We start from the raw sequence: 24,223 nt of genomic DNA, 5'->3' as shown, positions 1-24,223 counted from the left end.
GGGCTTGCGCGGAGCTTCCGCATTTGCTGAAGCTTCCGGCGGGCGCCTGCGAGACTCACCTGGAGCCCCTCAATGGCCACCCAGCGACCTGGCCGTCATCGACGCTGTGGACGACAAGATCCCGGCGGCCGGGCTCGCAAACAGCGAGGAGCGGGTGCCACCGGAATACGGCAGAAACGGGCTGCAGGCTTGATCATCGATCGGAATCACTTCACAGTTGCCACAACCGCACGGTGCCGTCATCGCTGCCGGTGGCCAGGATCTTGCCGTCCGGGCTGAACGCCACCGACAAGACCCAGTCGGTGTGGCCGGTGAGGGGGCGGCCGATGGGGGTGCGGGTGGCTACGTCCCACAACCGCACGGTCTTGTCCTTGCCGCCGGCGGCCATGATCTTGCCGTCCGGGCTGAACGCCACCGACAAGACCCAGATGTTGTGGCCGGTGAGGGGGCGGCCGATGGGGGTGCGGGTGGCCACGTCCCACAACCGCACGGTCTTGTCCTTGCCGCCGGCGGCCAGGATCTTGCCGTCCGGGCTGAACGCCACCGAGTCGACGTCGTCGGTGTGGCCGGTGAGGGGCGTGCCGAGGAGGGCGCGGGTGGCCACATCCCATAACCGCACGGTCTTGTCCTTGCCGCCGACGGCCAGGATCTTGCCGTCGGGGCTGAAGGCCACTGAGCGGGCGGGGCCGTTGTGGCCGGCGAGGGGCTGGCCGAGGAGGGTGGCGGTCTCTTCCCGGGTGAAGGTGTAGTAGGCGGCCGGCAGGGCGGCCAGGCCTGCGACACCCAGCCCGGTGAGCAGGCGGCGGCGGGACAGGACCCGGTGCGGCGCGGCAGCGACGTGCTCTCGCGGTGCGGATGCGGGCGCGGACCGATCCCCGAGACCGGGAGAGCCGGGTGCGTGGAGGGCCGACGCCTGGGGCGCCAGTGCAGGGGGCGCCGGGTCGACAGGTGGGGAGACGTGAAGCCGGGTAGCCGGTGCGGTTGCGGGGGGCGGGGCCGGCGCAGGCGCCTGGGCGGTGGGGGCGGCTAAGCCGGTTTCGATGGCCTGGCGCATCGCCGCGGCATCCCGGTGGCGCTGGTGAGGGTCTTTGGCCAGCGCGGTCGCCAGCATCTGGTCCCAGAAAGGGGCCAGGACCGGGTTCAGCTGTGAGGGCGGCAGCGGGGCCTTGTGCAGGTGCCCGAAGAGCACGACGGCGGGTGAGTCCCCGGTGAAGGGCGGCCGACCGGTGAGCATCTCGTACAACACGCATCCGGTGGAGTACAGATCCGAGCGGGCGTCGGTGGGCCTGCCGTCGGCCTGTTCAGGCGACATGTAGGACGGGGTGCCGATCCGCATCCCGGTGGCGGTCAGCCGGGTGGCCGTCTCCGACATGAGCTTGGCGATCCCGAAGTCCATCACCTTCACCCGCACCCGGCCGCCGGCGCGGTGGACCATGATGTTGGCGGGTTTGATGTCGCGGTGCACCACCTCCCGCCCGTGGCTGTGCTCCAACGCCTCCAGGACGGCCGCCACGATCCGCCCGGCCTCCGCGGCGGTGGGCGGCGCCTGGCGCAGCAGATCGGCCAGTGTTCCGCCCTCCACCAGCTCCATCACCAGATACGGAACCGGATCCCCGCCATCGGTGCTCTCTCCGATGTCGTAGACGGTCGCGATGTGGGGATGCGACAAGCCCGCCGCCGCCCGCGCCTCCCGGCGGAACCGGGCCCGGAAGTCCTCATCGCGCAGCATCTGCGCGGGCAGCACCTTGACCGCCACGATCCGCTCCAGCTCCCGGTCACGCGCCCGGTACACCACCCCCATACCGCCGCGCCCCAACGGCTCCAGCAGCTCATACCGCCCTGACAGCGCCCTCACCACAACACCCCGCCCCCCTCCGCCCCTCTATGATCCACATCAAACTACGGGCAAGAGCGCCTTTGGCCGGAAACAACGAACGAGCCGGTCTGTGCGTGGAGAACCGGCACATGGCAGAAAGACACCGTGCCCTCCAGGCCCGGCGCGCCGGGCCTGGAGGGCTGCCACGACTACGAGTGCCGTTGGCCGCGCCGACCCTCTGTCCGTGCTCCAGGCCAGAGCGGACCAGTACGCCGAGTGGATGAACACCGCTCAACGACGCTGAGCCACCGCCGACTCCTGAGACCCACGCGGGGTCACCGACGTCCTATCGACCATCACGGGCAACAGTCCCGCCCGCAACGGCCAGAACCCGGCAACCACCTGGGGAACTTCGCCCTCACCGGGCTCCTGCTCGACCTGATGCTGCCCGTCGCCGGCTCCCGGATCGTCACAGTCAGCAGCACCGGCCACCGCATCGGGGCCGGCATCCGCTTCGACGACCTGCACGGGGAACGCTCCTACGACCGCATCGCCGCCTACGGGCAGTCCAAGCTCGCCAACCTCCTGTTCACCTACGAGCTGCAACGCCGCCTCGCCCCACACGGCACGACCGTCGCCGTCGCCGCGCACCCCGGCGCCGCCGCGACCGACCTCGGCCGCAACCTGCCCGCACCGGCCCGGCTCCTCCTGCCGGTGGTCATGGCGCTGATCGCGCAGGGACCGGCCATGGGCGCGCTGCCCACCCTGCGCGCGGCCACCGACCCGGCGACTCTCGGCGGCCAGCACTACGGCCCCGACGGCTGGTGGGAAGGCAAGGGGCACCCGCACGTGGTCGCCTCCAGTGACGCCTCCTATGACCTGAGCGTGCAGCGGCGCCTGTGGACCGTGTCCGAGCAGCTGACCGACGTGAGCTTCGCCGCCTGACCAGCCCCCGACGGCCTGCCCGCCAAGGGCACCTGACGGCTCCAGCCGCACCTCAAGGTAGAGCTGGACGTGCTGCCAGAACAGGGGCGCCGGCCAGCGCAGGCCGACGGTGTGAGCCGCCTGGCCCGGCGGGCAGGTCCGGATGGTGGTGGACCAGCGGCCGCCACGACCCAGTGATCAACTTGTCATGGGCGGCGATGTCAGCGGGCGCATGCCGTCGGCGACTCCTGGCCATCTCCGCTGCGGTGCGCGCCATCGCCAGCAGCGCGACGCCCGCCTCCACCGGCCGGAAGGCGATCGTGCCCAGCAGCGGCCCGATGAGGCCCTGCACCGTGCGGTAACGCTTGACCAGCTCACCGCCACAACGAGAAACAAGATCTTTCTCACCGCCGACGACTGTCCCGCTGTTCCTCACCCCAGAAGCTCCTTGACGTGACTGGCCGTTCGGTTGTTGCTCAAGCCCCGTGGCGGAACGGAGCACCAGCCATGTCGGCACGGCCTCCGCCGCGTGATCGACGAACTGCGATAAGTTACGGGTCATCGTCGGATCGTCAGATCCTGCCCGACACGGCGCAGATGGTGGCCGGACCGATGCGTGTCGCCGCCCGCGGGACCGTGCCACCCGCTGCGGAGCGATCGCTGACGGAGACCATGCCGTCGGGCACGGCGGTGGCGGTGAGGGCTCACCGCACATCGCCGTGCGCGGTGCACGGCGCATGAGACAGGAGAGGCGATGGACGACAGCCTTCTGCAGATACGGCGGGGTGACAGGTTCGCCTTCGGCCGCAACTGGAACTCCTTCGTCGACCTCGTCGACGAAGGCCGTATCCACAGCGCGGCCGCCTCGCTGCGGACGGCCTTGGGCGTCGAGGACCTCGGGGGGCGCACCTTCCTCGATGTGGGCTGCGGTAGCGGCCTGTTCTCCCTCGCCGCCCACCGTCTGGGAGCGCGCGTTCACTCTTTCGACTTCGACGCCGAGGCGGTGCGGTCGGCTCTGCGGCTGCGGCGCGCCTTCGCCCCCGACGCCGCCTGGACGATCGAGCAGGGGTCGATCCTGGACGACGGCTACCGTGCGCGGCTGGGGACCTACGACCTGGTCTACGCGTGGGGCGTGCTGCACCATACCGGAGCCATGTGGAGGGCCTTCGACGCCGCCGTCGAGCTGGTCGCCCCCGGCGGGCTGCTGTACGTCGCGCTCTACAACGATCAAGGCCGGCAGAGCCGGATGTGGACGGCCGTGAAGCGGCGCTACAACCGGTCGGGAGCGGTGGTCCGCGGCGCTCTGGTCGTCGGCAGCTCGGCCTACGTCTACCGGGCCTGGCCCCTGTTCGCGGTCAGGCGATTGCTCACCGGCGGGTCCCGCCCCGCGGCCGCCCGGGCGCGGGGCATGTCGCGCCGGCACGACATGCTCGACTGGGTGGGCGGCTATCCCTTCGAGGTCTCCAGGCCCGAGCAGGTCATCGCCCGCGCCCACGCCCACGACCTCAGCCTCCTGCACCTCAAGACATGCGGGGGCGGACTCGGCTGCAACGAGTACGTGCTCCGGCGGCCGGGCGGATCAGCGGGCGGCCAGGAACGCGCGGAGCCGGCGGACGATCTCGCGCACCTCGGCGGCACCCGGGCCCAGCTGTCGCAGGGGCACCCCCGCTGAGCGCGCGAACCAGCCCACCTGAGCCGCCGCGAGCGCCGTGTAGGCGGCTGTGGACGCCAGAGCGCACCCCGTGGCGCCCAGCCGGGGAATCAGCAGGATGTTCAGGGTGAGGTTCACCAGCAGTGCCGCGCCGTACATCAGCGAGGTGGGCACCGGCCGGTTGAGACGGAGCAGATAGGCGGCGGCCGGGCGGGCCGCCGCGGCCGCCGCCACGCCCGGCGCGAGCACCAGCATCGGGATGACGCACCCGGTGAAGGCCGGACCGACGGCGGTGACCACCAGGAACGGCCCCGCGGAGCAGAACGCGACGATCGACGGAGCGGCCAGGACAGCGGTGATCCGGATCGTCCGCGCCGTGTAGGCCGCGGCCGTCTCCTGGCTCGACTCCATCTGCCGGGGCAGCGTGATCTGGACCACCGCGTCGGTCATGGCCCGCAGGAGCTCGGCCGGTGTCACCGCCATGGAGTAGACCCCCACCGCCGTCGGCGTGCTCATGCCGTTCAGGAGCAGGACGTCGAGCCGCAGCAGCAGGAAGTGGCAGACCGAGCCCAGATGGTAACGGAGCCCGCATGACAGCGTGCGGCCGGCCAGTCGCCGGTCACGCGGGCGGTAGGCGGGCAGGGGCGGCAGCAGCAACAGCAGGTTCAGCGCGGCCGAGACGGTCCAGATGATCACTACCCACTCGACGGTGAGGTGGCCGAGGAGGCCCAGAGCCGTCAGTGCCGAGCACTGAAGGGCCGCCCCGGTCAGTGAGCCCCGGTTGACGACCCCGGTGCGGGCGCGCAGGATGTGCACGTTGTTGACGTAGACGATCGCCATCATGACAGGCACCGCGGCCAGGGCCCAGACCAGCGTGGACCGGTCCGCGACGGGCATCATGGCGGCGTTGGACAGGAGCACGGCGAACGTGGCCCCGGCAGCCACCGTGCCCACGGCGAATCCCATCCACAGGGCGTTGGCCGTGATGGCCGGCCGGTTGTCCTCCTGTGCCCACAGGGTCGTCTGCGACTTCTCCACCGACAGGTTCCCGACGGCCGTCGCCGTGGCCGCGATCGTGACGATCACCCAGTAGGCGCCGCGGTCGCCCGGCCCCAGGGCGCGAGCCACGATGACACTGGTGACGCCTCCGGCCACGACGAGGGTCAGACGGGTCAGCAGCAACTGGGCCAGGCGTGTGAGGACCGTGTCCCGTCCGCGTCCGGGCGTGGGGGGAGACAGCGGCGGGGCGCTCACGTAGATCGCGGCCGTCCGCAGCCGGCCGCAGCCGGCCGGACGGGCAGGTGGGTCCGGTGCCAGAGCTCGAACTGCATCAGGACCCAGATGCGGTTGGAGTGATCTCGGCCGGCGGCGTGTTCGGTGAGCAGGCGGGCGACAGCTCGCTGATCGAAGACTCCCCGCCCGCGGGCGGTGGCGTCGGTGAGCACGTCATGGGCCAGAGGGCGCAGCCCCGCTCTGAGCCAGGAGGCCAGCGGCACCCCGAACCCCATTTTCGGGCGCTCCAGCAGGTGTGCGGGCAGCCAGTCCGCCAGGGCATGCTTGAGGAGGTATTTCGTCGTCCTGCCGCGGATCTTCAGCTCGCCGGGCAGACCGGCGGCCCACTCCATCAGGACGTGGTCCAGGAAGGGCGAGCGCGCCTCCAGCGAGGATGCCATCGTGCTGATGTCGGCCTTCACCAGCAGGTCCCCCGGCAGGTAGGTGTTGACGTCGACATCCATGACCCGGGTGAGGTCGCAGCCGGCCGACGACTCCTCGAAGGCCCGCTCGACGATGGCGCCGCTGCGGACGCCCGCCACCCGGCTGCGCTGCCCCGGCGTGTAGAGCTCCCGCTTCTGTTTCTCGGTGAAGTAGGACATCAGACGCGTGTACTTGTCGGCCACCGGCAGCCCCGCCAGTTCCATGCCCCACCCCACTCTGCGGGCCAGCGAGCCCTGGCGCGACGCGGCCCGCAGGCGCCCGCCCGCCACGCCCAGCAGTGGAGAGGCGATCGGCGGAACCCACAGCCGAGAGGCCTGCCGCAGCATCACGTAGCGGCGGTAGCCGCCGAAGGACTCGTCCCCGCCGTCCCCGTTGAGCACCACCGTCACTTCCCGGCTGCTCATTTCGGCCACCAGGAAGCTGGGGATCGCCGAGGAGTCGGCGAACGGCTCGTCGAAGTGCCAGGCCAAGGTGGGGAGCAGGTCCAGAGGAGGAGCGGAGAGCACCAGCTCCGAGTGATCGGTGCCGTAGAGAGCGGCCACCTCTCCGGCATGCTCCCGCTCGTCGAAACCGGTCTCGTCGAAACCGATGCAGAAAGTGCGGACCGGACTGGACGATTGCCGCGCCATCGCCGCGACGACCGCCGAGGAGTCGATCCCCCCCGACAGGAAGGCGCCGATCGGGCGCTCCCCGACCATCCGCAGCCGGGTCGCCTCCAGCAGCAGCCCACGCAGCCGCTCAGCCTCCTCCTCCACGGCGGCGGCCGGCCGGGGAGTGGCGTCCAGCCGCCAGTAGCGGTCGACACGTACGTGGCCGTCCTGCCACACCAGAGTCGAGCCCGGCGGGAGCTTGCTGATGCCCTCGAGAATCGACCAGGGGGCCGGGACGTACTGGAACGTCAGGTAGTGGTGGAGGGCGACCGGGTCGATCTCACCGCGCCACCGGGGGTCGTGGATCATCGCCTTCAGCTCGGAGGCGAAGCGCAGCGTACCGGAACGCATCCCCCAGTAGAGCGGCTTCTTGCCCACCCGGTCGCGGGCCAGCAGCAGCCTGCGCCTGTTCCCGTCCCACAGCGCGAAGGCGAACATGCCGCGCAGCCGGTGCACGAGGGCGTCCCCGTGCTCTTCATACAGGTGGACCAGACATTCGGAATCGCCGTTCGCGACCAGCCGGTGCCCCTTGGCCAGCAGTTCGGCGCGCAGTTCGGCGAAGTTGTAGATCTCCCCGTTGAACACCGCGACGACCATGCCGTCCTCGCCGTAAACGGGCTGGTCGCCGTCGGCCACGTCGACGACGGCCAGGCGGCGCGTCCCCAGCACGGCCGAAGGCTCGACGTGCAGGCCACTGCCGTCAGGGCCGCGGTGCGCGATCGTTTCGCACATGGCGCGGACCGTCTCCGGATCCACCCCTCCCGGGCAGACGGCGCCGGCTATCCCGCACATCGCTCTTCCAGAAGGCGCCGGTACAGAACCAGATGCCGGTTGATCATGGAGTGCGCGCCGAGGTTGTCCAGCGCCCAGTCGCGCGCGGCCAGGCCGAGGGAGGCGCTCAGATGGGGATCGCGCAACACGCGCTCCAGGGCGTCGGCCAGCGCAGGGGGATCGGCGGGAGGGACCAGCAGGCCACGTCCGCTCAGCAGCTCGCGGGTCCCGCCCACCGCGGTGGCCACGATCGGCTTGCCCGCCGCCATCGCCTCCATGACCGCGTTGCTCATCCCCTCGTACAGGGAGGCGAGGACCACCACCGATGCCCGGTTCAACAGGGCCTCGACATCCCTGCGCAGGCCCAGGAGCCGCAGGTCCACGCCGGAGTCCGCCGCCTGCCGCAGCAGGGCCTCGCGTTCGGGTCCCTCGCCCGCGAGCACCAGCGTGCACAGCGTGCCCCGCGCGGTCAGCAGTGCGACGGCATCGATGAGAAACCGGTGCCCCTTGTGTGCCTTCAGATTGGCCACACAGCACACGATCGGCAGGTCGGTGACGATCTGCGCCGGTGGGCTGGGAGAGAAGGCCGACTCGGGCAGACCGTTGTAGATCACACTGAGTTTTCCGGGGGCGACGCCCTCCACGGTCCTGGCGTCCTCGGCCACGGCCACCGCGTTGGCCACCACATGCCGCGTCAGCCGGGTGGCGACGCGCTCCAGCGCGTAGATCCAGCGCCGGGCCTGCTTGAAGTCGCTCAGACTGCGCCGCCCCGCCACCACGACGGGCACCCGGGCGAGCCAGGCGAGAGGCGCGCCGATCACATAGCCGTGGTACAGGAAGGCGTGCAGCACCTCCGGCCTGAACCGCCGTATCAGCCTGATGAGACGCACCACCGCGAGCAGGTTACGAGGAACGGCCATGGGGCCTGACGACACTCCGGTGAACCCGGCGTTGTGCACCGGAACACCCGCCAGTTCGAGCGCGTCCCGGTAGGGGCCGCCCGAGTGCAACGTCACCACGGCGACCGCCACACCGCTGCGGAGCAGCCCCGTCGCCAGGAGGAACACCTGTTTCTCGGTGCCACCGACCATCAACTGCCCGATGAGCAGCACGACACGGCACGGTCCGCCGGACGCCGTCTCCGTCGACGGACCCACCCTTTGACCACTCTTCACTTTCGTGATCTTACTTTGAGTGATCATGGCTGATGGGCGAAGAGCGACCATGACCGACGTACGTGTCGCAGAAGGGTGGCGGACGCGTTACGTACGGCAATGCCCCGGGCGTCGCTGGAGGCCGGCTCTCACCCGGCCTCCAGCGGATCCCAGCCGTGGGCGTAGCGCAGCAGGGACCGGGCGAGGTCCGCGTTGCCCGCCGCCCACACGTCGTCGAACAGGAACCACTGCTGGTGACCGAAGAAGTCGTTCATGTGGATCGACATCTGGGCCAGGTGGCGGGAGTGCCGGACGAGGGTCCGGTCGGGGTCGCGGCCCCGCTCCAGCTCGGCGGTCTCCAGCAGCCGCATGGAGTCCTTGTGGAGGGGGCGGTGCTCCCCGGCGAGGAACTGCTCCATGTCCGGCCACCGGTTGCAGCGGCTCAGCGCGGGGCCGATTCCGCCGTCGCCGGGGGCCGTCAGCGCGCGGAGCACCGTCAGCTCCCGCGGCCAGCCGCTGCCGGGGTCGAGCGCCCGCAGGTGGGCCGCGAGCTCCGGCAGCCGGATGCCGGGGAAGGACCACGGGGTCAGCCAGCTGATGCTCTCGCTGTCGCAGAAGGTCAGCAGGACCGCGTAGGTGGTGCCCACTCCCCCGGGCCGGGCCGGCGCGAGCTCCTCGACCGGGACCGGCGAGGTGAACGGGGCGGGCTCCGCCCCGCCGACGGTCTCGGGCAGCGGCCAGCCGTCGTGCGCCAGATAGGCCAGGCGGTCGGCGCGGGCCCGCACGAGGGAGTCGTCGAGGAAGAAGTAGGCGAGCTCGACCTCGTCGTCGTCGGTCAGCACCCGCACGCTCCGCTCGTCGGCCCGCACCTCGCCCTCGACGTAGAGGTGCCGTTGCAGGAGGTCACGGAGCTCCTGCCAGGTGCCGGGGGCCGCGATCCCGTCCCGGCGGGCGGCCTCGAAGATCGTGCCGAACCCGTAGACCGGCCCGCCCAGCTCGGCCGCGATCCACGCCTCGGTGTCATGCCCCTCCTGCACCACCGCCGCCCAGCCGCGGCGGAACCAGTCGAGCATCGTGGCGTCGGGCAGACGGCGGACCCGCTTGCTGAGCGGGCCCTCGTAGTGGCTGCGGTAGACGAAGAGGGTCATGCCGCCAAGATTCCAGAGACCTCCGACAATCCTCGGGCGGGCGGCGGAGGCCGGGTACGGCGGAGCGCCCCGGCCCCGCGGCGGGCTCCGGTCAGGCCGTGCGGAGCCAGACGGCGGTGTCGGACGGCAGCTCCCCGGCGTCGCCGAGCGGGCCGCTGGCCAGCAGCACGGCTTCGTGGGGCGGCAGTCCCACCGGCCCGGCGCCGAGGTTGACCACGCAGGTGAGGCCGGACTCGCGGGTGAAGGCCAGCACGTCGTCGCCGACGTCGATCCAGCTCATGGTGCCGTCGCCGAGCTCCTCGCGGCGGATGCGCAGGGCGGCGCGGTAGAGGTTGAGCATCGAGCCCAGGTCCGCTCCCTGGGCCTCGACGGTGACCTTCTTCCACGCCTCCGGCTGCGGCAGCCACGACGACCCGGCGCCGAAGCCGAACGGCGCCTCGTCTCCCGACCAGGGCAGCGGCACGCGGCAGCCGTCGCGGCCCGGGACGGTGTGTCCGGAACGGTGCCACATCGGGTCCTGGCGGAGCTCGTCGGGGATGTCGTCGACCTCGGTGAGGCCGAGCTCCTCGCCCTGGTAGACGTAGACGCTGCCGGGCAGGGCCATGGCCAGCAGCGCCGCCGCCCTGGCCCGGCGGTGGCCGAGTTCGAGGTCGGAGGGCGCCCCGTCCCGGCGGTCGCCGTGGTCCCAGGAGGTGTCGGCCCTGCCGTACCGCGTGACCACCCGGGCGACGTCGTGGTTGGACAGCACCCAGGTCGCCGGGGCGCCGAGCGGCCGGTGCGTGGCCAGGGTCTGCCGGATCGACTCACGCAGCGCGGCCGGGTCCCACGGGCAGCCCAGGAAGTCGAAGTTGAAGGCGGTGTGCAGCTCGTCGGGGCGCAGGTAGCGGGCGAAGCGCTCCTGGTCGGGGAACCAGACCTCGCCGACCAGGAGCCGCTCGTCGTACTCGTCGGACAGGCGCCGCCAGCTCCGGTACACCTCGTGCACCTCGGGGAGATCGGTGTAGCCGTCGGGGTCGCCGCCGTCGAAGTCCTTGACCAGCACGGCGGCCGAGTCGATCCGGATGCCGTCGACGCCGCGGTCGAACCAGAACCGCAGCACGTCGTGGAACTCCCGGTGGACCTCCGGGTTGGTCCAGTTGAAGTCGGGCTGCTCGGGCGCGAACAGGTGCAGGTACCACTGCCCGTCGGGGACCTGCGTCCAGGCCGGGCCGCCGAAGATGGACTTCCAGTCGCCCGGCTCGTCCCTGAACCAGAACCGTTCCCTGGCCGCCGACCCCGGTCCGGCGGCCAGCGCCTCCTGGAACCACGCGCTCTGGTCGGAGCTGTGGTTGGGCACCACGTCGATGATGACGCGGATGCTCAGCTCGTGGGCCTCCTCGATGAACTCCTCCGCCTCGGCGAGCGTGCCGAAGGACGGTTCGATGTCACGGTAGTCGGCGACGTCGTAGCCGCCGTCGGCCATCGGCGAGGGATACCAGGGGTTGAGCCAGATCGCGTCGACTCCCAGGTCGGAGAGGTACGGCAGGCGGGCCCGCAGGCCCGCGAGGTCGCCGATCCCGTCGCCGTTGCCGTCGGCGAAGCTCCGCAGGTAGACCTGGTAGATCGCGGCTCCCCGCCACCACGTTTCAGACATGCTGGGACAACTCCTTGCGATTGAAGGTGGGTGACGAGGTCAGCCCTTGAGGCTGCCGGCGGTCAGGCCGGCCATGATGCTGCGCTGGAAGACGAAGAAGACGATGATGGCGGGCAGACTGGCGATCACCAGTGCGGCGATGAGAACGTTCTGCGGCATCTGGGCCGACAGTGAGGCGATGCCCACGCTGATGGACATGTTCTCGCTGTCCGGCAGCACGAGCAGCGGCCAGACGAAGTCCTTCCAGCAGGTGACCACCGAGAGGATGGACACCACGCCGATGATCGGCCGGGACACCGGCAGCACGATCGACCACAGGATCCGCACCGGGGAGGCGCCGTCGATCTGGGCCGCCTCCAGCAGTTCCCTGGGGATCGAGTCGAAGAAGCGCTTGAGCAGGAAGACGTTGAACCCGTTGGCCGCCGCGGGCAGCCAGATCGCCCACGGTGTGTTCAGCAGGTCCCAGCCGAAGATCGGCAGATCCTTGACCGTCAGGTAGGCGGGCAGCAGGATCACCATCGGCGGGATCATCAGCGTGGCCAGCATCATGCCCAGGACCAGCTTGCCCAGCACGGGCCGCAGCTTGGACAGGGCGTAGGCGGCCGTGACGTCGACGGCCAGCGTGAACAGCAGGGCGCCACTGGCGTACAGGAGCGTGTTGCCTAAGAACTGGGCCAGGTTGAGCTGGTCCCACGCCTCGGCGTAGACCTCGAAGTCGAGCGACTCGGGGAAGAAGCCGGGCGGCATCTGGGCCAGCTCCTCGGGCGACCTCAGCGCGCCGGTGACCATCCAGTAGAGCGGGAAGACGAAGGCCGCGGTGAAGCTCACCACCACCGCGACCAGCACGACCCAGTAGATCACTCGTCCGCGGGGGGATCTCAGCGTGTGCGGGGAGACCACACCGCGGAACTGCGGCCTGACCTCTTCGGGCCGTTTGCGGGCGCCGCGCCGGGCTCTGGTGGAAGCGGGTTCGGGCCGCGGGGCCGGAGTCGGGCGGCTCGGTTGAACGGTGACGTTCGACATGCGTGCCACAGCCTCCCTAGCTCTGGTTGTCCCGCGAGATACGCAGGTAGAAGGCGGAGAACACCATCAGCACGACCATGAGCATCAGCCCCAGCGCGCCGCCGGCGCCGAAGTCCCCGAAGTTGAAGGCGTACTGGTACATCAGGTAGGCGACGGTGAGCGTCGCGTTCTCCGGGCCGCCGCCGGTCATCAGGTACGGCTCGATGAAGACCTGCATGGTGGCGACGATCTGCAGCAGCAGCATCACCAGCAGGATGAGCTTGGTCTGCGGGATCGTGACGTGCCAGATCCTCTTGAAGAGGCCGGCCCCGTCCAGCTCGGCGGCCTCGTACAGCTCGCCCGGGATGCTCTGCAGCGCCGCGAGGTAGATCAGGGTCCCGGTCCCCATGTTCATCCAGGTGGAGACGGCCACCAGGGAGACCAGCGCGGTGTCGGTGGAGTCCAGCCAGCTCAGCGCCGGGATGTTCACCAGGTCCAGGATCTGGTTGAACAGGCCGGGGCCCGGGTCGTAGAACCACTTGAACAGCAGCACTCCGACGGCCGGCGGCAGCATCACCGGCAGGTAGACCACGAACCTCAGGTAGGCCTTCGCGTGCCGCAGCTCGTTGAGGATGATCGCCGCCGCGAACGGCACGACGTAGCCGAAGACGAGCGCCAGGCCGGTGAACGCGGCGGTGTTGATCCAGGCGTCGGCGAAGGCCGCGTCGTCGATCACCGTGCGGAAGTTGTCCAGCCCCACCCAGGTGGGCTCGTCGACGAAGTTCGTCTGCTGGAAGCTGAGAATGATCTCCCGCACCATCGGGTACCAGGAGAAGAACGCGAAGCAGATCAGCGCCCCGCAGAGGAATCCGTAGGCCGTAAGGTTACGCCGCAGGCCGCGCCGGAACCCCCCCGGGTCCCGGCGCCGTGATCCCTTCACGGTCATTGTGGTCATCGGTCGACTTCCGATCTCGACGTCTGGCGGGGTGCCGGCCGACGGGCCGGCACCCCGGGTACCGGAGGGGTCAGCTGGACTTGGCCAGCACCTTGTTGGCCTTGGCCTCGGCATCGGCGAGCAGCTTGTCGATGTCGGCGTCCTGCCTGGTCAGCACTGCCGACATGGCCACGTCGAGGATGGCGTACAGCTCCTGGGCCCTCGGCGGCTCGATCTTGTTCTGGATCGTCGTGGAGGCCTCCGCGTAGGGGGCGAAGTGCTCCACCGGCACGGTGGCGAACTTCTTGCGCGTCTCGACGATCTGCTTGCCGGGGGCCGTGTCGCCGTACAGGTCCGGGGTGGGCAGGCCGACCGGACGGCCCTGGCCCTTGTTCCGCTCGTAGTTGAACTGTCCCTGGTCCGGGGTCAGCTCGTGGAACTCCAGCCAGAGGAGACCGGCCTTGATCTTCTCCGGCGTCGCCTTGGGGTTGAACAGGTAGCCGTCGCCGCCGCTCAGCGAGGCCTTGGCCTCCGGCAGCGCCGTCACGCCGTAGTCGTCGAACTTGCCCTTGAAGTCGTTGTTGACCGACTGGACGACGTCGGGGGCGCCGATCATCATGCCGAGCTTGCCGCCGCCCATCATGCGCATCAGGTCCTCCCACTGCAGGAGCTGCTTGGCGCCCATGCTGTTGTCGGTCCAGCGCATCTTCTTGAGGTTCTCCAGGACGGCCTTGCCCTCGGGGCTGTTGAAGGCGGCCGTCCTGCCGTCGGGACCGACCATCTCGCCGCCGCGGCCGTACAGGGACGCGGTGAAGTGCCAGCCGCCGGTGTTGCCCGCGCTGTACTCGCCGAACCCGACGTGGCCGGGGCCGAGCGCGGCGATCTTCTTGGCCGCCTCCTGCACCTCGGCCCAGGTCTTGGGCGGGCTGTTGGGGTCCAGGCCGGCCTGGGCGAACAGCTTGCGGTTGTAGACCAGGCCCGTGGAGTAGTTGGTCCTGGGCAGGCCGTAGGTCTTGTCACCGCTCTTGAAGACGCTCATGACGTCGGGCCGCAGGTCGCCCAGCCTGGTGACGCTGCTGACGTAGGGGCTGATGTCGGCCGCCTGACCGGCAGCGATGATCTTCTGGACGTCGGTGAAGTAGACGTAGAAGACATCCTCCATCGTGCCGCCAGCCAGCTTGGCCTGGAAGGTGTCCGGGTTGATGCAGGGGAAGGCGTCCTTGCTCTCGATCGTGATGTTCGGGTGCAGCTTCTGGAACGCGGCGACGTCCTCGTCCCATGCCGCGCGCTCCAGCGGATTGCTCTTGGGGGGCTGGCAGCCCACGGTGATCGTGACCGGGGCGTCGGCGGCCGCGGTGCCCGGCTTGGTGTCGGCGGCCTTCTGGGCACCGCTGTCACTGCCGCAACCCGCGGCGGTGAGGACGATGCCCGCGGCGAGCAGCATCGAGAGGTTGCGGGGTTTCATAGGGGACTCCTTGGCGGGTCGGTTGCGAGAAACATATAGAGACGTGCAGGACCGAGCAAGAGTCCGTCATACATGATGCAAAAAAGTGACAGGAGGCTATCCGCAGCCGCCCGACCTCCGACCGCCGCCCGCCCGACCCCCGACCGGCACCAGGCCGCCGCACCGGCCGCCGCGCCGGGCTCCCGGACCGGACTCCCGGGCCGCGCCCGGCCGCCGCGGCCGTCAGGCCGGCACGGACCTGCGGCCAGCCGGGGCGGTGGAGGCGCGCACCACCAGCTCGGGCTCGAACAGCAGCTCGTCGCCCGGCACGGCGACCGCGTCGATCTGGGCGACGAGCAGGTCCACCGCCGCGCGCCCCATCACCTCGATCGGCTGGCGCACCGTGATCAGCGGCGGCTCGGTGCAGTTCATCAGCGCCGAGTCGTCGTAGCCGATCGCCGAGACGTCCTGCGGCACCCGCAGACCGGCCCACCGGGCGGCACGCACCGCCCCGAGGGCGAGCGGGTCGCTGCCGCAGACGAGACCGGTGAAGCCGCGCCGGATCAGCCGGGTGGCGGCGGCGTGACCTCCCTCGACGGAGTCCCCGGCGCACTCCAGGCCGTGGGCCGCGGCGTAGGCGGAGAAGGCCTCCATCTTGCGGCGCGAGGGCATGTGGTCCGGAGAGCCCAGCACCATCCCGACGCGCTCGTGCCCGAGGGCGCGCAGGTGCCCGGCCGCCATCCGCATGGCAGCCACGTCGTCGCAGGAGACCCGCGGGAAGCCGAGGCGCCCGGCCGCGGCGTTCACCAGGACGGCGGGCAGGCGCCGCTCCAGGATCCGCCCGTAGTCGCCTCCGAGCCGCCGGGCTTGCCGTTGAGGACGCGGCTCACCGTCGCCTCGCTCATCTCGATCTTCCCGGCCACCTCGGCAAGCCTGTGCATCATGGCCGCAACTGTGCGACAGGTTTCGCAAGAATTTGCAAAGCTTTTGCGACCGAATGCCGCACCGTCCGGGCGCACGTTCCTCGGGGCGCCACCGGACGGGTTCTCCCCACCCTGCCGACTGTGACCACCTGGCCCAGAATGGGGTTTCCGGCACCCTTCCGGAGGGCCGTCCAGCACAGGAGGGGGCAGGGTCGACCCAGGCCGACAGGATCTTCCTTGCCAAAACGACTTGATTCAATCATTTTTTTGCAGTATTACGATAGAATATTTCAGATATCCAGCTACTGTTCCGCAGTGGGGCCATCGCCCGATTCCGCTTCCCTGCGGGGGTGGCGGCATCACTCCCCCTCGGCCATGGCGGCGGCCCCGGCGCCGGCCGCTGATCCGCCGCCCGGCCGCACCGTTTGAGACCGGCCCGGGGAGGAAGTCCCTACCTTCGGAGGCCACGAGGACGGGAGAGACATGACGGAACGGCTGGTGGTGATCGGAGGCGACGCCGCCGGACTGAGCGCGGCGTCGCAGGCACGGGCCAGGCGCGGTCCGCGGGACCTGCGGATCGTCGCCTTCGAGAAGGGCCGGCACGCCTCCTACTCCGCGTGCGGGATCCCCTATCTGGTGGGTGGGGAGGTCTCCGGTCCGCAGGATCTGATCGCGCGGCGGCCCGAGGTCTTCCGCGACGACCTGGCCATCGACCTGCGGCTGCGCAGCGAGGTCACCGAGATCGACCTCGACCGCCGGGCGGTGGCCGTACACGACCACCAGGCCGGGCGCCGCTACTGGGAGCCGTTCGACCAGCTCGTCATCGCGACCGGCGGCCTGCCGCACCGCCCCGACCTGCCCGGCGCGCGGGCCGGGGGCGTGTACGGCGTGCAGACCCTCGACGACGGCATCGCCCTGCTGCGGGCCCTGGAGACCCCCGAGCCCGGCCGCCCGCGCAGCGCCGTGGTGGTGGGCGCCGGATACATCGGCCTGGAGATGGCCGAGGCCCTGGTCCGGCGGGGGCTGGAGGTGTCGCTCATCGACGCGGGCGAGCAGCCGATGGGCACGCTCGACCCGGACATGGGCGCCCTGGTCGCCGACGCCCTGCGCGGCCTGGGAGTCAAGGTGTTCCTCGGCGAGCGCGTCGAGGGCTTCTCCGAGTCCGGCGGGCGGGTCGTGGCGGTCCACACCGGGAGCCGGCGCGTCCGGGCGGACCTGGTCGCCCTCGGCCTCGGCACCCACCCGGACACGGCCCTGGCCGAGGCGGCGGGCGTCCCGATCGGCGGCACCCGGGGGATCCGGACCGACCGGCGGATGCGCACCGCGACCGAGGGGGTCTGGGCGGCCGGCGACTGCGTGGAGACCTTCCACCTGGTCTCGCGGCGGCCGGTCGCGATCGCGCTCGGCACCCACGCCAACAAGCAGGGGCGCGCCGCGGGCATCAACATCGGCGGCGGGTACGCGAGCTTCCCCGGCGTGGTCGGGACGGCGGTGTCGAAGATCTGCGAGTACGAGGTGGCGCGGACCGGCCTGACCACGGCCGAGGCGGCCGAGGCCGGGTTCGAGACGGTCGAGGAGGTCGTGGAGTCCACCACCCGCGCCGGCTACTACCCCGGCGCGCGGGAGATGCGGACCAAGCTGATCGCCGACCGCCGGACCGGCCGGCTCCTGGGCGCCCAGATCGTCGGGCGGGAGGGCGCGGCCAAGCGCATCGACGTCCTGGCCGTCGCCGTCTGGCACGCGATGACCGTGGAGGAGATGACCGGGCTCGACCTGTCATACGCTCCCCCGTTCGCCCCGGTGTGGGATCCCGTGCTGATCGCCGCGCGCAAGACGGCCGAACGCGTCGAGCGGCTCGGCGGGCGTGACTGAAACCGGCCTCCCGCCGGCCCCGGCGGGTGGGAGGCGGCCGCCCCGCTCGGCCCCCAGAGGCTCTCGCGCCGTCGGCCGGCCGCGCCCGTCGGCCGGGAGCCGCTGACGGGCCGGACGCGGCCGGCGACCGTTACGTGATCACCAACTCCTCGGCCGACCTGTCGGAGCCCCCCGCCGTGTACACGGGCCGGGTGCGCGGCGGCAGGGCCGAGCGGCCCTCCGCTCCGGACGGGCAGTACACCTTCGATCCGGCCACCGACGGCAGGACCGGGGTGTGGGTGACCTACGCCGACACCGGCACCGCCTGGAAGGTCCAGGTGTGAAGCCGGCCGCTGGACCGCTCGCGGCCGCCCACCCTGGTGCACGAGGGCGACCAGGACGTCCTCAACGTGGCGGTGGAGGGCGACACGGTCGCCTACTCGCTCTGGGACCCCGCGACGGGCGGCTACGACCTGTGGGTCAGGAAGGGCCAGGCCGCACCGGTCAACCTGACGCCCCAGGAGGGGGTGTTCAGCAGGGCGCCGACGATGCGCGACGGCCGGATCGCCTACGTCAAGCTGTATCTGCGGGAGGGCCCCCGCCGCATGCTGATCGCCACCCGCGACCTCGCCTCGGGGCAGGAGACCGAGCTGCCCGCCCCGCCGGCGCGCCCGGGAGGGGGCCGCCGAGGCCACGGCGCGCGCCCCTTGGACGACGGGGGACACCTTCCCGGCACGCGCTCACGATGACGGCCGGCGGTCCGACCTGCGGGCTCCAGCCTCCGTGATGGCCCCTTCCATCCCTTCCCGGGGCCGTGCCGGCCCCGGGAAGGGAAATCTGGAGGGGCATGGTTGGGCTGGTCCAGAGCGGGAAAGGGCGAAGAATCCCAACCCGATCCCGACAAGGAGTCACAATGCTCACATTGACCGACACCGCGGCCCAGGTGATCCGGGACCTCAGCTCTCAGGTAGCCGAATCCACCGACACCGGCGTCCGTATCTCCTCACAGGCAGACGGCACGGGGTCCCTGCTGCTGTCGGTGGTGGACGGACCGCAGACCGACGACAAGGTGGTCGAGTCGGAAGGGGCCAGGATCTTCCTGGACCCCACCGCGGCGGACATGCTCGACGACAAGGCCCTCGACGCGGACATCGACGAGGGAGGATCGGTGGCCTTCATGGTCACCGAACAGCACCCCTGACCTCGGCCGAGACGTGCGCGGCCCCGGCCTCACCGGCCGGGGCGCAGGCCCCGACGCCCCGAACGCCCCGGCGTCCCGGACCAGGCGCCGGGCCGCCCGGGGCGCGGCGGGTCAGCTACCGGCGCTGCTCACCGCGAGCGGCTCGCGGGGCGCTCCCGCCTTGGCCTTCTCCATCCGCTCGCCGATCTCCTGGAGGACCTTGCGCCCCATCGCCTCGCGCACCTTCGGGAACCAGTCCTCTTCCTCCTCCTTGACGTGGTGGCGCACGTTCTCCATCAGGACGGTGACCTTGGCGTCGAACCGCTCGTCGGCGGGGTCCATCCCCTTCAGCTCGGAGAGTATCCAGACCACCACGTGGTGCTCCTCCACGCTCTCCAGGATGTGGTCGGTGGTGCCGGGAGCGCCCTCGCGGGCCGCCGGGTAGAAGATCTCCTCCTCGATGTGGGCGTGGACGGTGAGCTCCTCGATGATCTTGTCGACGATCTCCCGCTTCCTCTGGTGCGCACCGTCTCCGGCCTTCTCGAACTCCTTGAACAGCTTCTCGACGGTCTTGTGGTCGTCCTTCAGGAGCACGATGGCGTCCATGTCTTCCTCTCTGGTGGGTCCCTGTTGGTTCATGGGGTGTCTACGGAGTGAGCAGGATCTTGACGGCCCCGTCCTGCTTCTTCTGGAAGATCTCGTAGCCGTGCGGAGCCTGCTCCAGCGGGAGGCGGTGGGTGGCCAGGTCCATCACCCCGAGCGGGTCGGAGTCGTCGCTCACCAGCGGCATCAGATCGTCGATCCAGCGCTTGACGTGGGCCTGGCCCATCCGCAGGGTGATGCCCTTGTCGAACATCCTCAGCATCGGCATCGGGTCGGCCATGCCCCCGTAGACGCCGACGACCGAGATCGTGCCGCCGCGCCGTACCGTCTCGATCGACTGGTTCAGGGCGGCGAGCCGGTCCACCCCCGCGGTGGACATCAGCGGGGCGGCGATCGCGCCGGGCAGTATCCCGGTGACGGTCTGGGCGAGCTTGGCGACCGGGGAGCCGTGCGCCTCCATACCCACCGCGTCGATGACCGAGTCGGGGCCCCGCCCGCCGGTCAGCTCGCGGATCGCCTCGGGGACGTCGTCGGTCACGGAGGCGTCCAGCACCTCCACGCCGTGCCTGCGCGCCATCGCGAGCCGTTCCTGGACCCCGTCGACCCCGATGACCCGGTGGCCGAGGTGCTTGGCGATCCTGGCGGACATCTGCCCGATCGGCCCCAGCCCGAAGACCGCGACCGTGCCGCCGTCGGGGACGTCGGCGTACCGCACCGCCTGCCAGGAGGTGGGCAGCACGTCGGACAGGTAGACGAAACGCTCGTCCGGCGGCCCCTGGGGGACCTTGACCGGGCCGAACTGGGCCTGCGGGACCCGCAGGTACTCCGCCTGCGCCCCCGGCACCTCGCCGTACAACCTGGTGTAGCCGAACAGCGCCGCGCCCATGCCCTGGTCGCGGACCTGGGTGGTCTCGCACTGGGCGAACAGCTTCATGTCGCACATGGGGCAGTGGCCGCAGGCGATGTTGAAGGGGATGACGACCCGGTCGCCGGGCTTGATGTGGGTGACCTCCGCGCCGACCTCCTCGACGATGCCCATCGGCTCGTGGCCGAGGATGTCCCCCTCGCCCATGAACGGCCCCAGGAGCTCGTACAGGTGCAGGTCGGAGCCGCAGATCGCGGTGGTGGTGAGCTTGACGACCGCGTCGGTCGGTTCCTTGACGGCCGGGTCCGGGACCTCCTCCACCCGTACGTCGCGCTTGCCGTGCCAGGTGAGAGCCTTCATGATCTTCTCCTCTCGGGGTGGTGCGGGCGGGGACGCGCGCCGCCGCGCATCGGGGCGCTCAGCGCACCCGGGGCAGGACCTCCTTGGCGTAGAAGTCGAAGAAGGCGTCCTGTTCCTCACCGATCTGGCTGATGTAGACCTCGGTGAAGCCGGCGTCGAGATACTCCCTGACCGCCTGCGCGTGGATCTCCGGGTCGGGCCCGCACGGCGTCGAGGCGGTCGCCTCCTCCTCGGTCACCGACTCGGCCAGCTCCTCGAAGTGCCTGGGCAGCGGGAGCAACTGCGACGCCTCGCCCTTGATGCCCTGGGTGGGCCAGAGCCGGTGCACGGTCTTGCGCGCGGCGGCCTCGTCGGCGGCGTGACAGACCTTCAGGCCGCCCTGGACGGGCTTGCCCTCCCCACCGGCCCGGCGGAACTTCTCCACCAGCTCCGCGCTCGGGCCGGTGCTGATGTAGCCGTCGGCGATCCGGCCGGCCAGCTGCACCGACTTCTCCCCGAAACCGGACATGTAGACGGGCGGGGGCTCGTCGGGGAGCGTGTAGAGGCGGGCGGTGTCGAGGTCGTAGTGGGTGCCCCGGTGGGTCACCAGCCTGCCGCTCCACAGCTCGCGCATGAGCTCGACCGCCTCCTCCAGCATCTCCAGGCGTTCGGACGCCGGAGGCCAGCGGGAGTCGATGATGTGCTCGTTGAGGGCCTCCCCGGTGCCCACTCCGAGCTGGAAGCGGCCACCGGTCAGCGCCGCGCTGGTCGCGGCGGCCTGGGCGATGATCGCGGGGTGGACGCGGACCAGCGGGCAGGTGACCGCGGTGGTGATGGGCAGCGAGGTGGCCTCGGCCAGCGCGCCGATCACCGACCAGACGAACGGGCTGTTGCCCTGCACGTCCAGCCACGGATGGAAGTGGTCGGAGATCCACAGGGCCTCGAACCCGGCCTGCTCGGCACGTTTGGCCTGCCGTACGAGCTCCTTGGGGCCGTGTTCCTCACAAGAAAGGAAATATCCGAACTTGGGCATCTTCGCCTCCTCCTTTTTCTTGTCGAGGTGCAGCGACGCCCTCATACCCTCTGTGACGGGCCCAAACGGATCACTCCCACCTGGCCATCTCCCGCAGCGGGGTGAGCGCGTCCCGCCGGACGCGCAGCCGTACCCGCCCGCCGTCCAGGTCGGCGACCTGCTCCCAGGAGGCGAACACGCTGTGCCGGTGGAGCCTGCGGACGAGCGCGCGGACCAGCCAGGGGCCGTGGTTGGCCACCGCGCGCTCGTAACCGAACAGCTGCCCGGTGTGCCGGGGCACGACGACGAAACCGTCCACCGCGAAGGCGTGCTGGACCTGGCCGAGCATCGGGCCGTCCTGCTTGAGCCGTACGTCGGCGACCTGCCCGGCCACCTCGCCCGCCGCGTCGTGCACGACGCGGCCGATCAGCTCACTCATCCGCATGGCCGGCCCCCGGGATCCTGGAGATGACGTGCTCGGCCGTCCAGCGCTCCAGCTGGAGCGGCTGGTGGCCGCGGGTCACCTTCACCGCATCACCGATCGCGGTGACCTCGGCCATGTCGATCCGGTAGGGCCGGGGGTCCTCCTCCGACCGCAGCAGCTCCGTCACCGCGACCATCAACCGCCCCGGCACCCCTCCGACGCGCGGCCCCAGCGCCAGCGGACCGGCCAGGACGGCCGTGACGTACGGCCTGCCGTCGCCGTCGAGCGCCAGTTCCAGATCGTCCACCTTGCACAGCAGGTGCTCGTCGTCCTCCCGCATGACCTGCCGGTCGAGCAGGTGCAGCAGGGCGTGGATCACTCTTGCCTTCATTGCCCCGCCTTCGTCGCGAGCATCAACGGGATCGCCACCACCGCCACCACGATGAGCAGCACCATGTAAATGGTCCCCAGGAAGTTGCTGAAGCGGCCGTTGACCTTCTCCCCCATGTAGTCGGAGTCGTTGGCGACCATCAGCACCGGCAGGTAGGTGAGCGGGAGCGCGGCCGCGGAGAAGACCAGCGAGTATTCGGTCACCATGATCGGGTCGATGGTGGTGAGGATCAGCGCCGTCGCCACGACCATCGAGACGAGCAGGACCGCGTGGAACCGGGCGGCCCGTACCGGGCGGACGTATTTGCCCCACTGCCAGCCGAAGTACTGGCTGACCGAGTACGCCGACGACAGCGCGGTCTCCAGGGTGGCGCCGAAGGTCGCGGCGAACACGCCCACGATCACCAGGGCCAGGCCGATCTGCCCCAGGCCGAGGCCGACCGGCAGCACCATCTGGCTGAGGCTGTCCACCTGCGCCATGTCGGGCAGGAAGACCGTGGCGGCGCAGGCGGCGATGGCCAGTGACAGCAGGCCGCCCAGCGGGAACCCGGCGAACACGTTCGCCCGGGAGAGCGACAGGTCCCTGCGCGTCCAGCGCTCCTCGACCCCGCCGGAGGAGAAGAAGAACACCTCGTAGGGTGTCATCGCCCCGCCGAGCAGGGCGACGGCGTAGTAGAAGTAGGTCGGCACGCCCTCGTCGGCGGGCACCTGGGGCCGGGTCGCCTGCTCCAGCAGGCCGCCCCAGTCGGGGCCGAGCTGCCACAGGGCGACGGCGAACACCACCAGGGCCAGCCCCGCCAGGCCGAAGACGCGCTCCATGGTCTCGAACCTGACCCGCCACATCACCAGCCAGGCGACCAGCGCCACGCCGGGCACCCAGAGCAGGTAGTTCACCCCGGTCGCCAGCTCCAGCGCCAGGGAGGCGCCGCCGATCTCGGCGGCCAGGGTGAGCACGTTCACGAACAGCGACGCGACCAGATTGACCAGGCCGGCCCGGGGCCCCAGCCGCTCGCGGACCAGGTCGAAGACCGGCCGGCCGGAGACGGCGGCGATCCGTCCCGACATCTCGGCGAAGACGCAGATGCCCAGCACCCCGACCACGACCACCCAGGCCAGCGACATCCCGAACCGGGAGCCGACCAGCGCGTTGGCCACCAGGTCGCCGATGTCGACGAACCCGCCGAAGGCCGTGAGGATGCCGAGGGTGATCCCGAGCACCTTCTTCATCGGTGCGCCTCCCCGAACCGCTGGAGGTCCTCCCCCAGCGTCCGCAGCTCCCGTACGGCTCCCGCCGGGTCCCGGAGCCCGCCCCGCCTGACCTGGACGAGCAGCCCGGCCAGCTCGTCCTCGGCCCGGCCGGTCAGGTCGAGGAGCTGCTGTCCGACCCGCTCCGCCGCGTCGCTGGGCGGCTGCACCCCCGCGAACTGGCCGTCGACGCTCCGCACGTCGGTGACGGCCCCGGTGAGCAGGACCTTCAGGTAGGGGGTGGTCAGCCGGTCGTGCCCGCCGACGGCGTGCCGGGCGATCGTCACGGTCGAGGCGACGGCCTCGGCGCTGGCTGCCGCCTTGAGCCCGTAGTCGTGGTCGTCCCAGGCCGGGCTGACGCATCCGGCCAGCGTCCCGGCGGCGAGCAGGAGCGCCAGCGCGCCCTCCGCGCGCCGCGCCCTCGCACCGGGCCGCGCCCTCCCGGCGGCCCTCATGGGCGTTGCCGCCTCAGCAGGAAGTAGGCCAGCGCGCCCAGCAGCACGGCGAACTGGCCCCACGCCGCCAGCAACACCAGTCCCTCGTCTGTC

General features: G+C 70.9%; 25 protein-coding genes. 6 read left to right on the top strand and 19 right to left on the bottom strand.

Features of this window, described 5'->3' with window-relative positions:
* Positions 1-211: 211 nt before the first annotated feature.
* Positions 212-1,855, bottom strand: a complete 1,644-nt coding sequence (locus tag J2S55_RS35720; protein ID WP_306870103.1) for a protein kinase domain-containing protein — start codon at positions 1,853-1,855, stop codon at positions 212-214.
* A gap of 126 nt (positions 1,856-1,981) precedes the next feature.
* Between J2S55_RS35720 and J2S55_RS35715 the strand changes: the two genes are divergently transcribed.
* Positions 1,982-2,761, top strand: coding sequence for an oxidoreductase (locus tag J2S55_RS35715; protein ID WP_306870100.1), 780 nt, complete (start codon positions 1,982-1,984; stop codon positions 2,759-2,761).
* Positions 2,762-2,813: 52 nt separating this feature from the next.
* Here J2S55_RS35715 and J2S55_RS35710 read toward each other — a convergent pair whose 3' ends face one another.
* Positions 2,814-3,302 (bottom strand): hypothetical protein, encoded by a 489-nt coding sequence (locus J2S55_RS35710; protein ID WP_306870098.1) that lies wholly within the window; start codon positions 3,300-3,302, stop codon positions 2,814-2,816.
* 192 nt (positions 3,303-3,494) lie between these two features.
* On the opposite strand from J2S55_RS35710, the gene J2S55_RS35705 reads away from it, so the two are divergent.
* Positions 3,495-4,412: a class I SAM-dependent methyltransferase gene (locus tag J2S55_RS35705; protein ID WP_306870096.1), complete on the top strand. Its 918-nt coding sequence runs from the start codon at positions 3,495-3,497 to the stop codon at positions 4,410-4,412.
* Here J2S55_RS35705 and J2S55_RS35700 read toward each other — a convergent pair.
* From J2S55_RS35700 to J2S55_RS35655, 10 genes are all read right to left on the bottom strand, one after another.
* Entirely contained in the window at positions 4,320-5,573 is a 1,254-nt protein-coding gene (locus tag J2S55_RS35700; protein WP_306870094.1) for a lipopolysaccharide biosynthesis protein, read from the bottom strand. The genes J2S55_RS35705 and J2S55_RS35700 overlap by 93 nt on opposite strands.
* A 68-nt stretch (positions 5,574-5,641) precedes the next feature.
* Positions 5,642-7,489: an asparagine synthase (glutamine-hydrolyzing) gene (gene asnB, locus J2S55_RS35695; RefSeq protein WP_306870092.1), complete on the bottom strand. Its 1,848-nt coding sequence runs from the start codon at positions 7,487-7,489 to the stop codon at positions 5,642-5,644.
* 47 nt (positions 7,490-7,536) lie between these two features.
* Positions 7,537-8,640, bottom strand: coding sequence for a glycosyltransferase (locus J2S55_RS35690; RefSeq protein ID WP_306870089.1), 1,104 nt, complete (start codon positions 8,638-8,640; stop codon positions 7,537-7,539).
* Between the two features lie 191 nt (positions 8,641-8,831).
* Positions 8,832-9,830 carry a hypothetical protein gene (locus J2S55_RS35685; RefSeq protein WP_306870087.1) on the bottom strand — a complete coding sequence of 333 codons (999 nt, stop codon included), beginning with the start codon at positions 9,828-9,830 and terminating at the stop codon, positions 8,832-8,834.
* Between the two features lie 91 nt (positions 9,831-9,921).
* Positions 9,922-11,463: a glycoside hydrolase family 13 protein gene (locus tag J2S55_RS35680; RefSeq protein WP_306870084.1), complete on the bottom strand. Its 1,542-nt coding sequence runs from the start codon at positions 11,461-11,463 to the stop codon at positions 9,922-9,924.
* A gap of 39 nt (positions 11,464-11,502) precedes the next feature.
* Positions 11,503-12,324 carry a carbohydrate ABC transporter permease gene (locus tag J2S55_RS35675; RefSeq protein WP_306870081.1) on the bottom strand — a complete coding sequence of 274 codons (822 nt, stop codon included), beginning with the start codon at positions 12,322-12,324 and terminating at the stop codon, positions 11,503-11,505.
* Positions 12,325-12,502: 178 nt separating this feature from the next.
* On the bottom strand, positions 12,503-13,420 hold the full coding sequence (locus J2S55_RS35670; RefSeq protein ID WP_306870078.1) for a carbohydrate ABC transporter permease: 918 nt from the start codon (positions 13,418-13,420) through the stop codon (positions 12,503-12,505).
* A 70-nt stretch (positions 13,421-13,490) separates the two neighbouring features.
* Positions 13,491-14,864, bottom strand: coding sequence for an ABC transporter substrate-binding protein (locus tag J2S55_RS35665; RefSeq protein ID WP_306870076.1), 1,374 nt, complete (start codon positions 14,862-14,864; stop codon positions 13,491-13,493).
* A gap of 222 nt (positions 14,865-15,086) precedes the next feature.
* The gene (locus J2S55_RS35660) at positions 15,087-15,650 is read right to left on the bottom strand and encodes a substrate-binding domain-containing protein (protein WP_306870073.1); all 564 of its coding nucleotides are present in this window, start codon (positions 15,648-15,650) and stop codon (positions 15,087-15,089) included.
* A complete protein-coding gene (locus J2S55_RS35655) occupies positions 15,647-15,787 on the bottom strand; it encodes a helix-turn-helix domain-containing protein (RefSeq protein WP_306870070.1) in 141 nt (46 codons plus the stop codon). Before J2S55_RS35655 ends, J2S55_RS35660 begins: the two co-directional genes overlap by 4 nt.
* Before the next feature lie 462 nt (positions 15,788-16,249).
* On the opposite strand from J2S55_RS35655, the gene J2S55_RS35650 reads away from it, so the two are divergent.
* The 4 genes from J2S55_RS35650 (at position 16,250) to J2S55_RS35635 (ending at position 18,818) form a co-directional block, all read left to right on the top strand.
* Positions 16,250-17,638 carry an FAD-dependent oxidoreductase gene (locus J2S55_RS35650; RefSeq protein ID WP_306870066.1) on the top strand — a complete coding sequence of 463 codons (1,389 nt, stop codon included), beginning with the start codon at positions 16,250-16,252 and terminating at the stop codon, positions 17,636-17,638.
* A gap of 134 nt (positions 17,639-17,772) precedes the next feature.
* Positions 17,773-17,961, top strand: a complete 189-nt coding sequence (locus J2S55_RS35645) for a hypothetical protein (protein ID WP_306870064.1) — start codon at positions 17,773-17,775, stop codon at positions 17,959-17,961.
* Between the two features lie 36 nt (positions 17,962-17,997).
* Positions 17,998-18,366, top strand: coding sequence for a hypothetical protein (locus J2S55_RS35640; protein ID WP_306870062.1), 369 nt, complete (start codon positions 17,998-18,000; stop codon positions 18,364-18,366).
* Positions 18,367-18,530: 164 nt separating this feature from the next.
* Positions 18,531-18,818 (top strand): iron-sulfur cluster biosynthesis family protein, encoded by a 288-nt coding sequence (locus J2S55_RS35635; RefSeq protein ID WP_306870060.1) that lies wholly within the window; start codon positions 18,531-18,533, stop codon positions 18,816-18,818.
* 111 nt (positions 18,819-18,929) lie between these two features.
* Here J2S55_RS35635 and J2S55_RS35630 read toward each other — a convergent pair whose 3' ends face one another.
* From J2S55_RS35630 to J2S55_RS35600, 7 genes are all read right to left on the bottom strand, one after another.
* A complete protein-coding gene (locus J2S55_RS35630) occupies positions 18,930-19,403 on the bottom strand; it encodes a hemerythrin domain-containing protein (protein ID WP_306870058.1) in 474 nt (157 codons plus the stop codon).
* 40 nt (positions 19,404-19,443) lie between these two features.
* Positions 19,444-20,625, bottom strand: a complete 1,182-nt coding sequence (locus tag J2S55_RS35625; RefSeq protein ID WP_306870055.1) for a zinc-dependent alcohol dehydrogenase — start codon at positions 20,623-20,625, stop codon at positions 19,444-19,446.
* A 58-nt stretch (positions 20,626-20,683) separates the two neighbouring features.
* Complete coding sequence (locus tag J2S55_RS35620) at positions 20,684-21,637, bottom strand: TIGR03557 family F420-dependent LLM class oxidoreductase (RefSeq protein WP_306870052.1); 954 nt, start codon at positions 21,635-21,637, stop codon at positions 20,684-20,686.
* Positions 21,638-21,707: 70 nt separating this feature from the next.
* Positions 21,708-22,055, bottom strand: coding sequence for a hypothetical protein (locus J2S55_RS35615; RefSeq protein ID WP_306870049.1), 348 nt, complete (start codon positions 22,053-22,055; stop codon positions 21,708-21,710).
* Positions 22,048-22,431, bottom strand: coding sequence for a hypothetical protein (locus tag J2S55_RS35610; protein WP_306870047.1), 384 nt, complete (start codon positions 22,429-22,431; stop codon positions 22,048-22,050). Before J2S55_RS35610 ends, J2S55_RS35615 begins: the two co-directional genes overlap by 8 nt.
* Positions 22,428-23,657, bottom strand: coding sequence for an Nramp family divalent metal transporter (locus J2S55_RS35605; RefSeq protein ID WP_306870045.1), 1,230 nt, complete (start codon positions 23,655-23,657; stop codon positions 22,428-22,430). Before J2S55_RS35605 ends, J2S55_RS35610 begins: the two co-directional genes overlap by 4 nt.
* A complete protein-coding gene (locus tag J2S55_RS35600; protein ID WP_306870042.1) occupies positions 23,654-24,130 on the bottom strand; it encodes a hypothetical protein in 477 nt (158 codons plus the stop codon). The genes J2S55_RS35605 and J2S55_RS35600 overlap by 4 nt, the downstream gene beginning before the upstream one ends.
* Between the last annotated feature and the right edge of the window lie 93 nt (positions 24,131-24,223).

This window comes from Streptosporangium brasiliense (assembly GCF_030811595.1).
GTDB lineage: Bacteria > Actinomycetota > Actinomycetes > Streptosporangiales > Streptosporangiaceae > Streptosporangium > Streptosporangium brasiliense.
This window is presented reverse-complemented; position numbering and strand designations above follow the sequence as displayed.

Bases quoted from the DNA above. Each gene is read 5' to 3' on its own strand.
- J2S55_RS35625 (WP_306870055.1), bottom strand. From the start codon at position 20,625: ATGAAGGCTCTCACCTGGCACGGCAAGCGCGACGTACGGGTGGAGGAG.
- J2S55_RS35610 (WP_306870047.1), bottom strand. From the start codon at position 22,431: ATGAAGGCAAGAGTGATCCACGCCCTGCTGCACCTGCTCGACCGGCAG.
- J2S55_RS35685 (WP_306870087.1), bottom strand. From the start codon at position 9,830: ATGACCCTCTTCGTCTACCGCAGCCACTACGAGGGCCCGCTCAGCAAG.
- J2S55_RS35665 (WP_306870076.1), bottom strand. From the start codon at position 14,864: ATGAAACCCCGCAACCTCTCGATGCTGCTCGCCGCGGGCATCGTCCTC.
- J2S55_RS35650 (WP_306870066.1), top strand. From the start codon at position 16,250: ATGACGGAACGGCTGGTGGTGATCGGAGGCGACGCCGCCGGACTGAGC.
- J2S55_RS35620 (WP_306870052.1), bottom strand. From the start codon at position 21,637: ATGCCCAAGTTCGGATATTTCCTTTCTTGTGAGGAACACGGCCCCAAG.
- J2S55_RS35600 (WP_306870042.1), bottom strand. From the start codon at position 24,130: ATGAGGGCCGCCGGGAGGGCGCGGCCCGGTGCGAGGGCGCGGCGCGCG.
- asnB (WP_306870092.1), bottom strand. From the start codon at position 7,489: ATGTGCGAAACGATCGCGCACCGCGGCCCTGACGGCAGTGGCCTGCAC.
- J2S55_RS35670 (WP_306870078.1), bottom strand. From the start codon at position 13,420: ATGACCACAATGACCGTGAAGGGATCACGGCGCCGGGACCCGGGGGGG.
- J2S55_RS35630 (WP_306870058.1), bottom strand. From the start codon at position 19,403: ATGGACGCCATCGTGCTCCTGAAGGACGACCACAAGACCGTCGAGAAG.
- J2S55_RS35655 (WP_306870070.1), bottom strand. From the start codon at position 15,787: ATGATGCACAGGCTTGCCGAGGTGGCCGGGAAGATCGAGATGAGCGAG.
- J2S55_RS35705 (WP_306870096.1), top strand. From the start codon at position 3,495: ATGGACGACAGCCTTCTGCAGATACGGCGGGGTGACAGGTTCGCCTTC.
- J2S55_RS35710 (WP_306870098.1), bottom strand. From the start codon at position 3,302: ATGACCCGTAACTTATCGCAGTTCGTCGATCACGCGGCGGAGGCCGTG.
- J2S55_RS35635 (WP_306870060.1), top strand. From the start codon at position 18,531: ATGCTCACATTGACCGACACCGCGGCCCAGGTGATCCGGGACCTCAGC.
- J2S55_RS35615 (WP_306870049.1), bottom strand. From the start codon at position 22,055: ATGAGTGAGCTGATCGGCCGCGTCGTGCACGACGCGGCGGGCGAGGTG.
- J2S55_RS35680 (WP_306870084.1), bottom strand. From the start codon at position 11,463: ATGTCTGAAACGTGGTGGCGGGGAGCCGCGATCTACCAGGTCTACCTG.
- J2S55_RS35605 (WP_306870045.1), bottom strand. From the start codon at position 23,657: ATGAAGAAGGTGCTCGGGATCACCCTCGGCATCCTCACGGCCTTCGGC.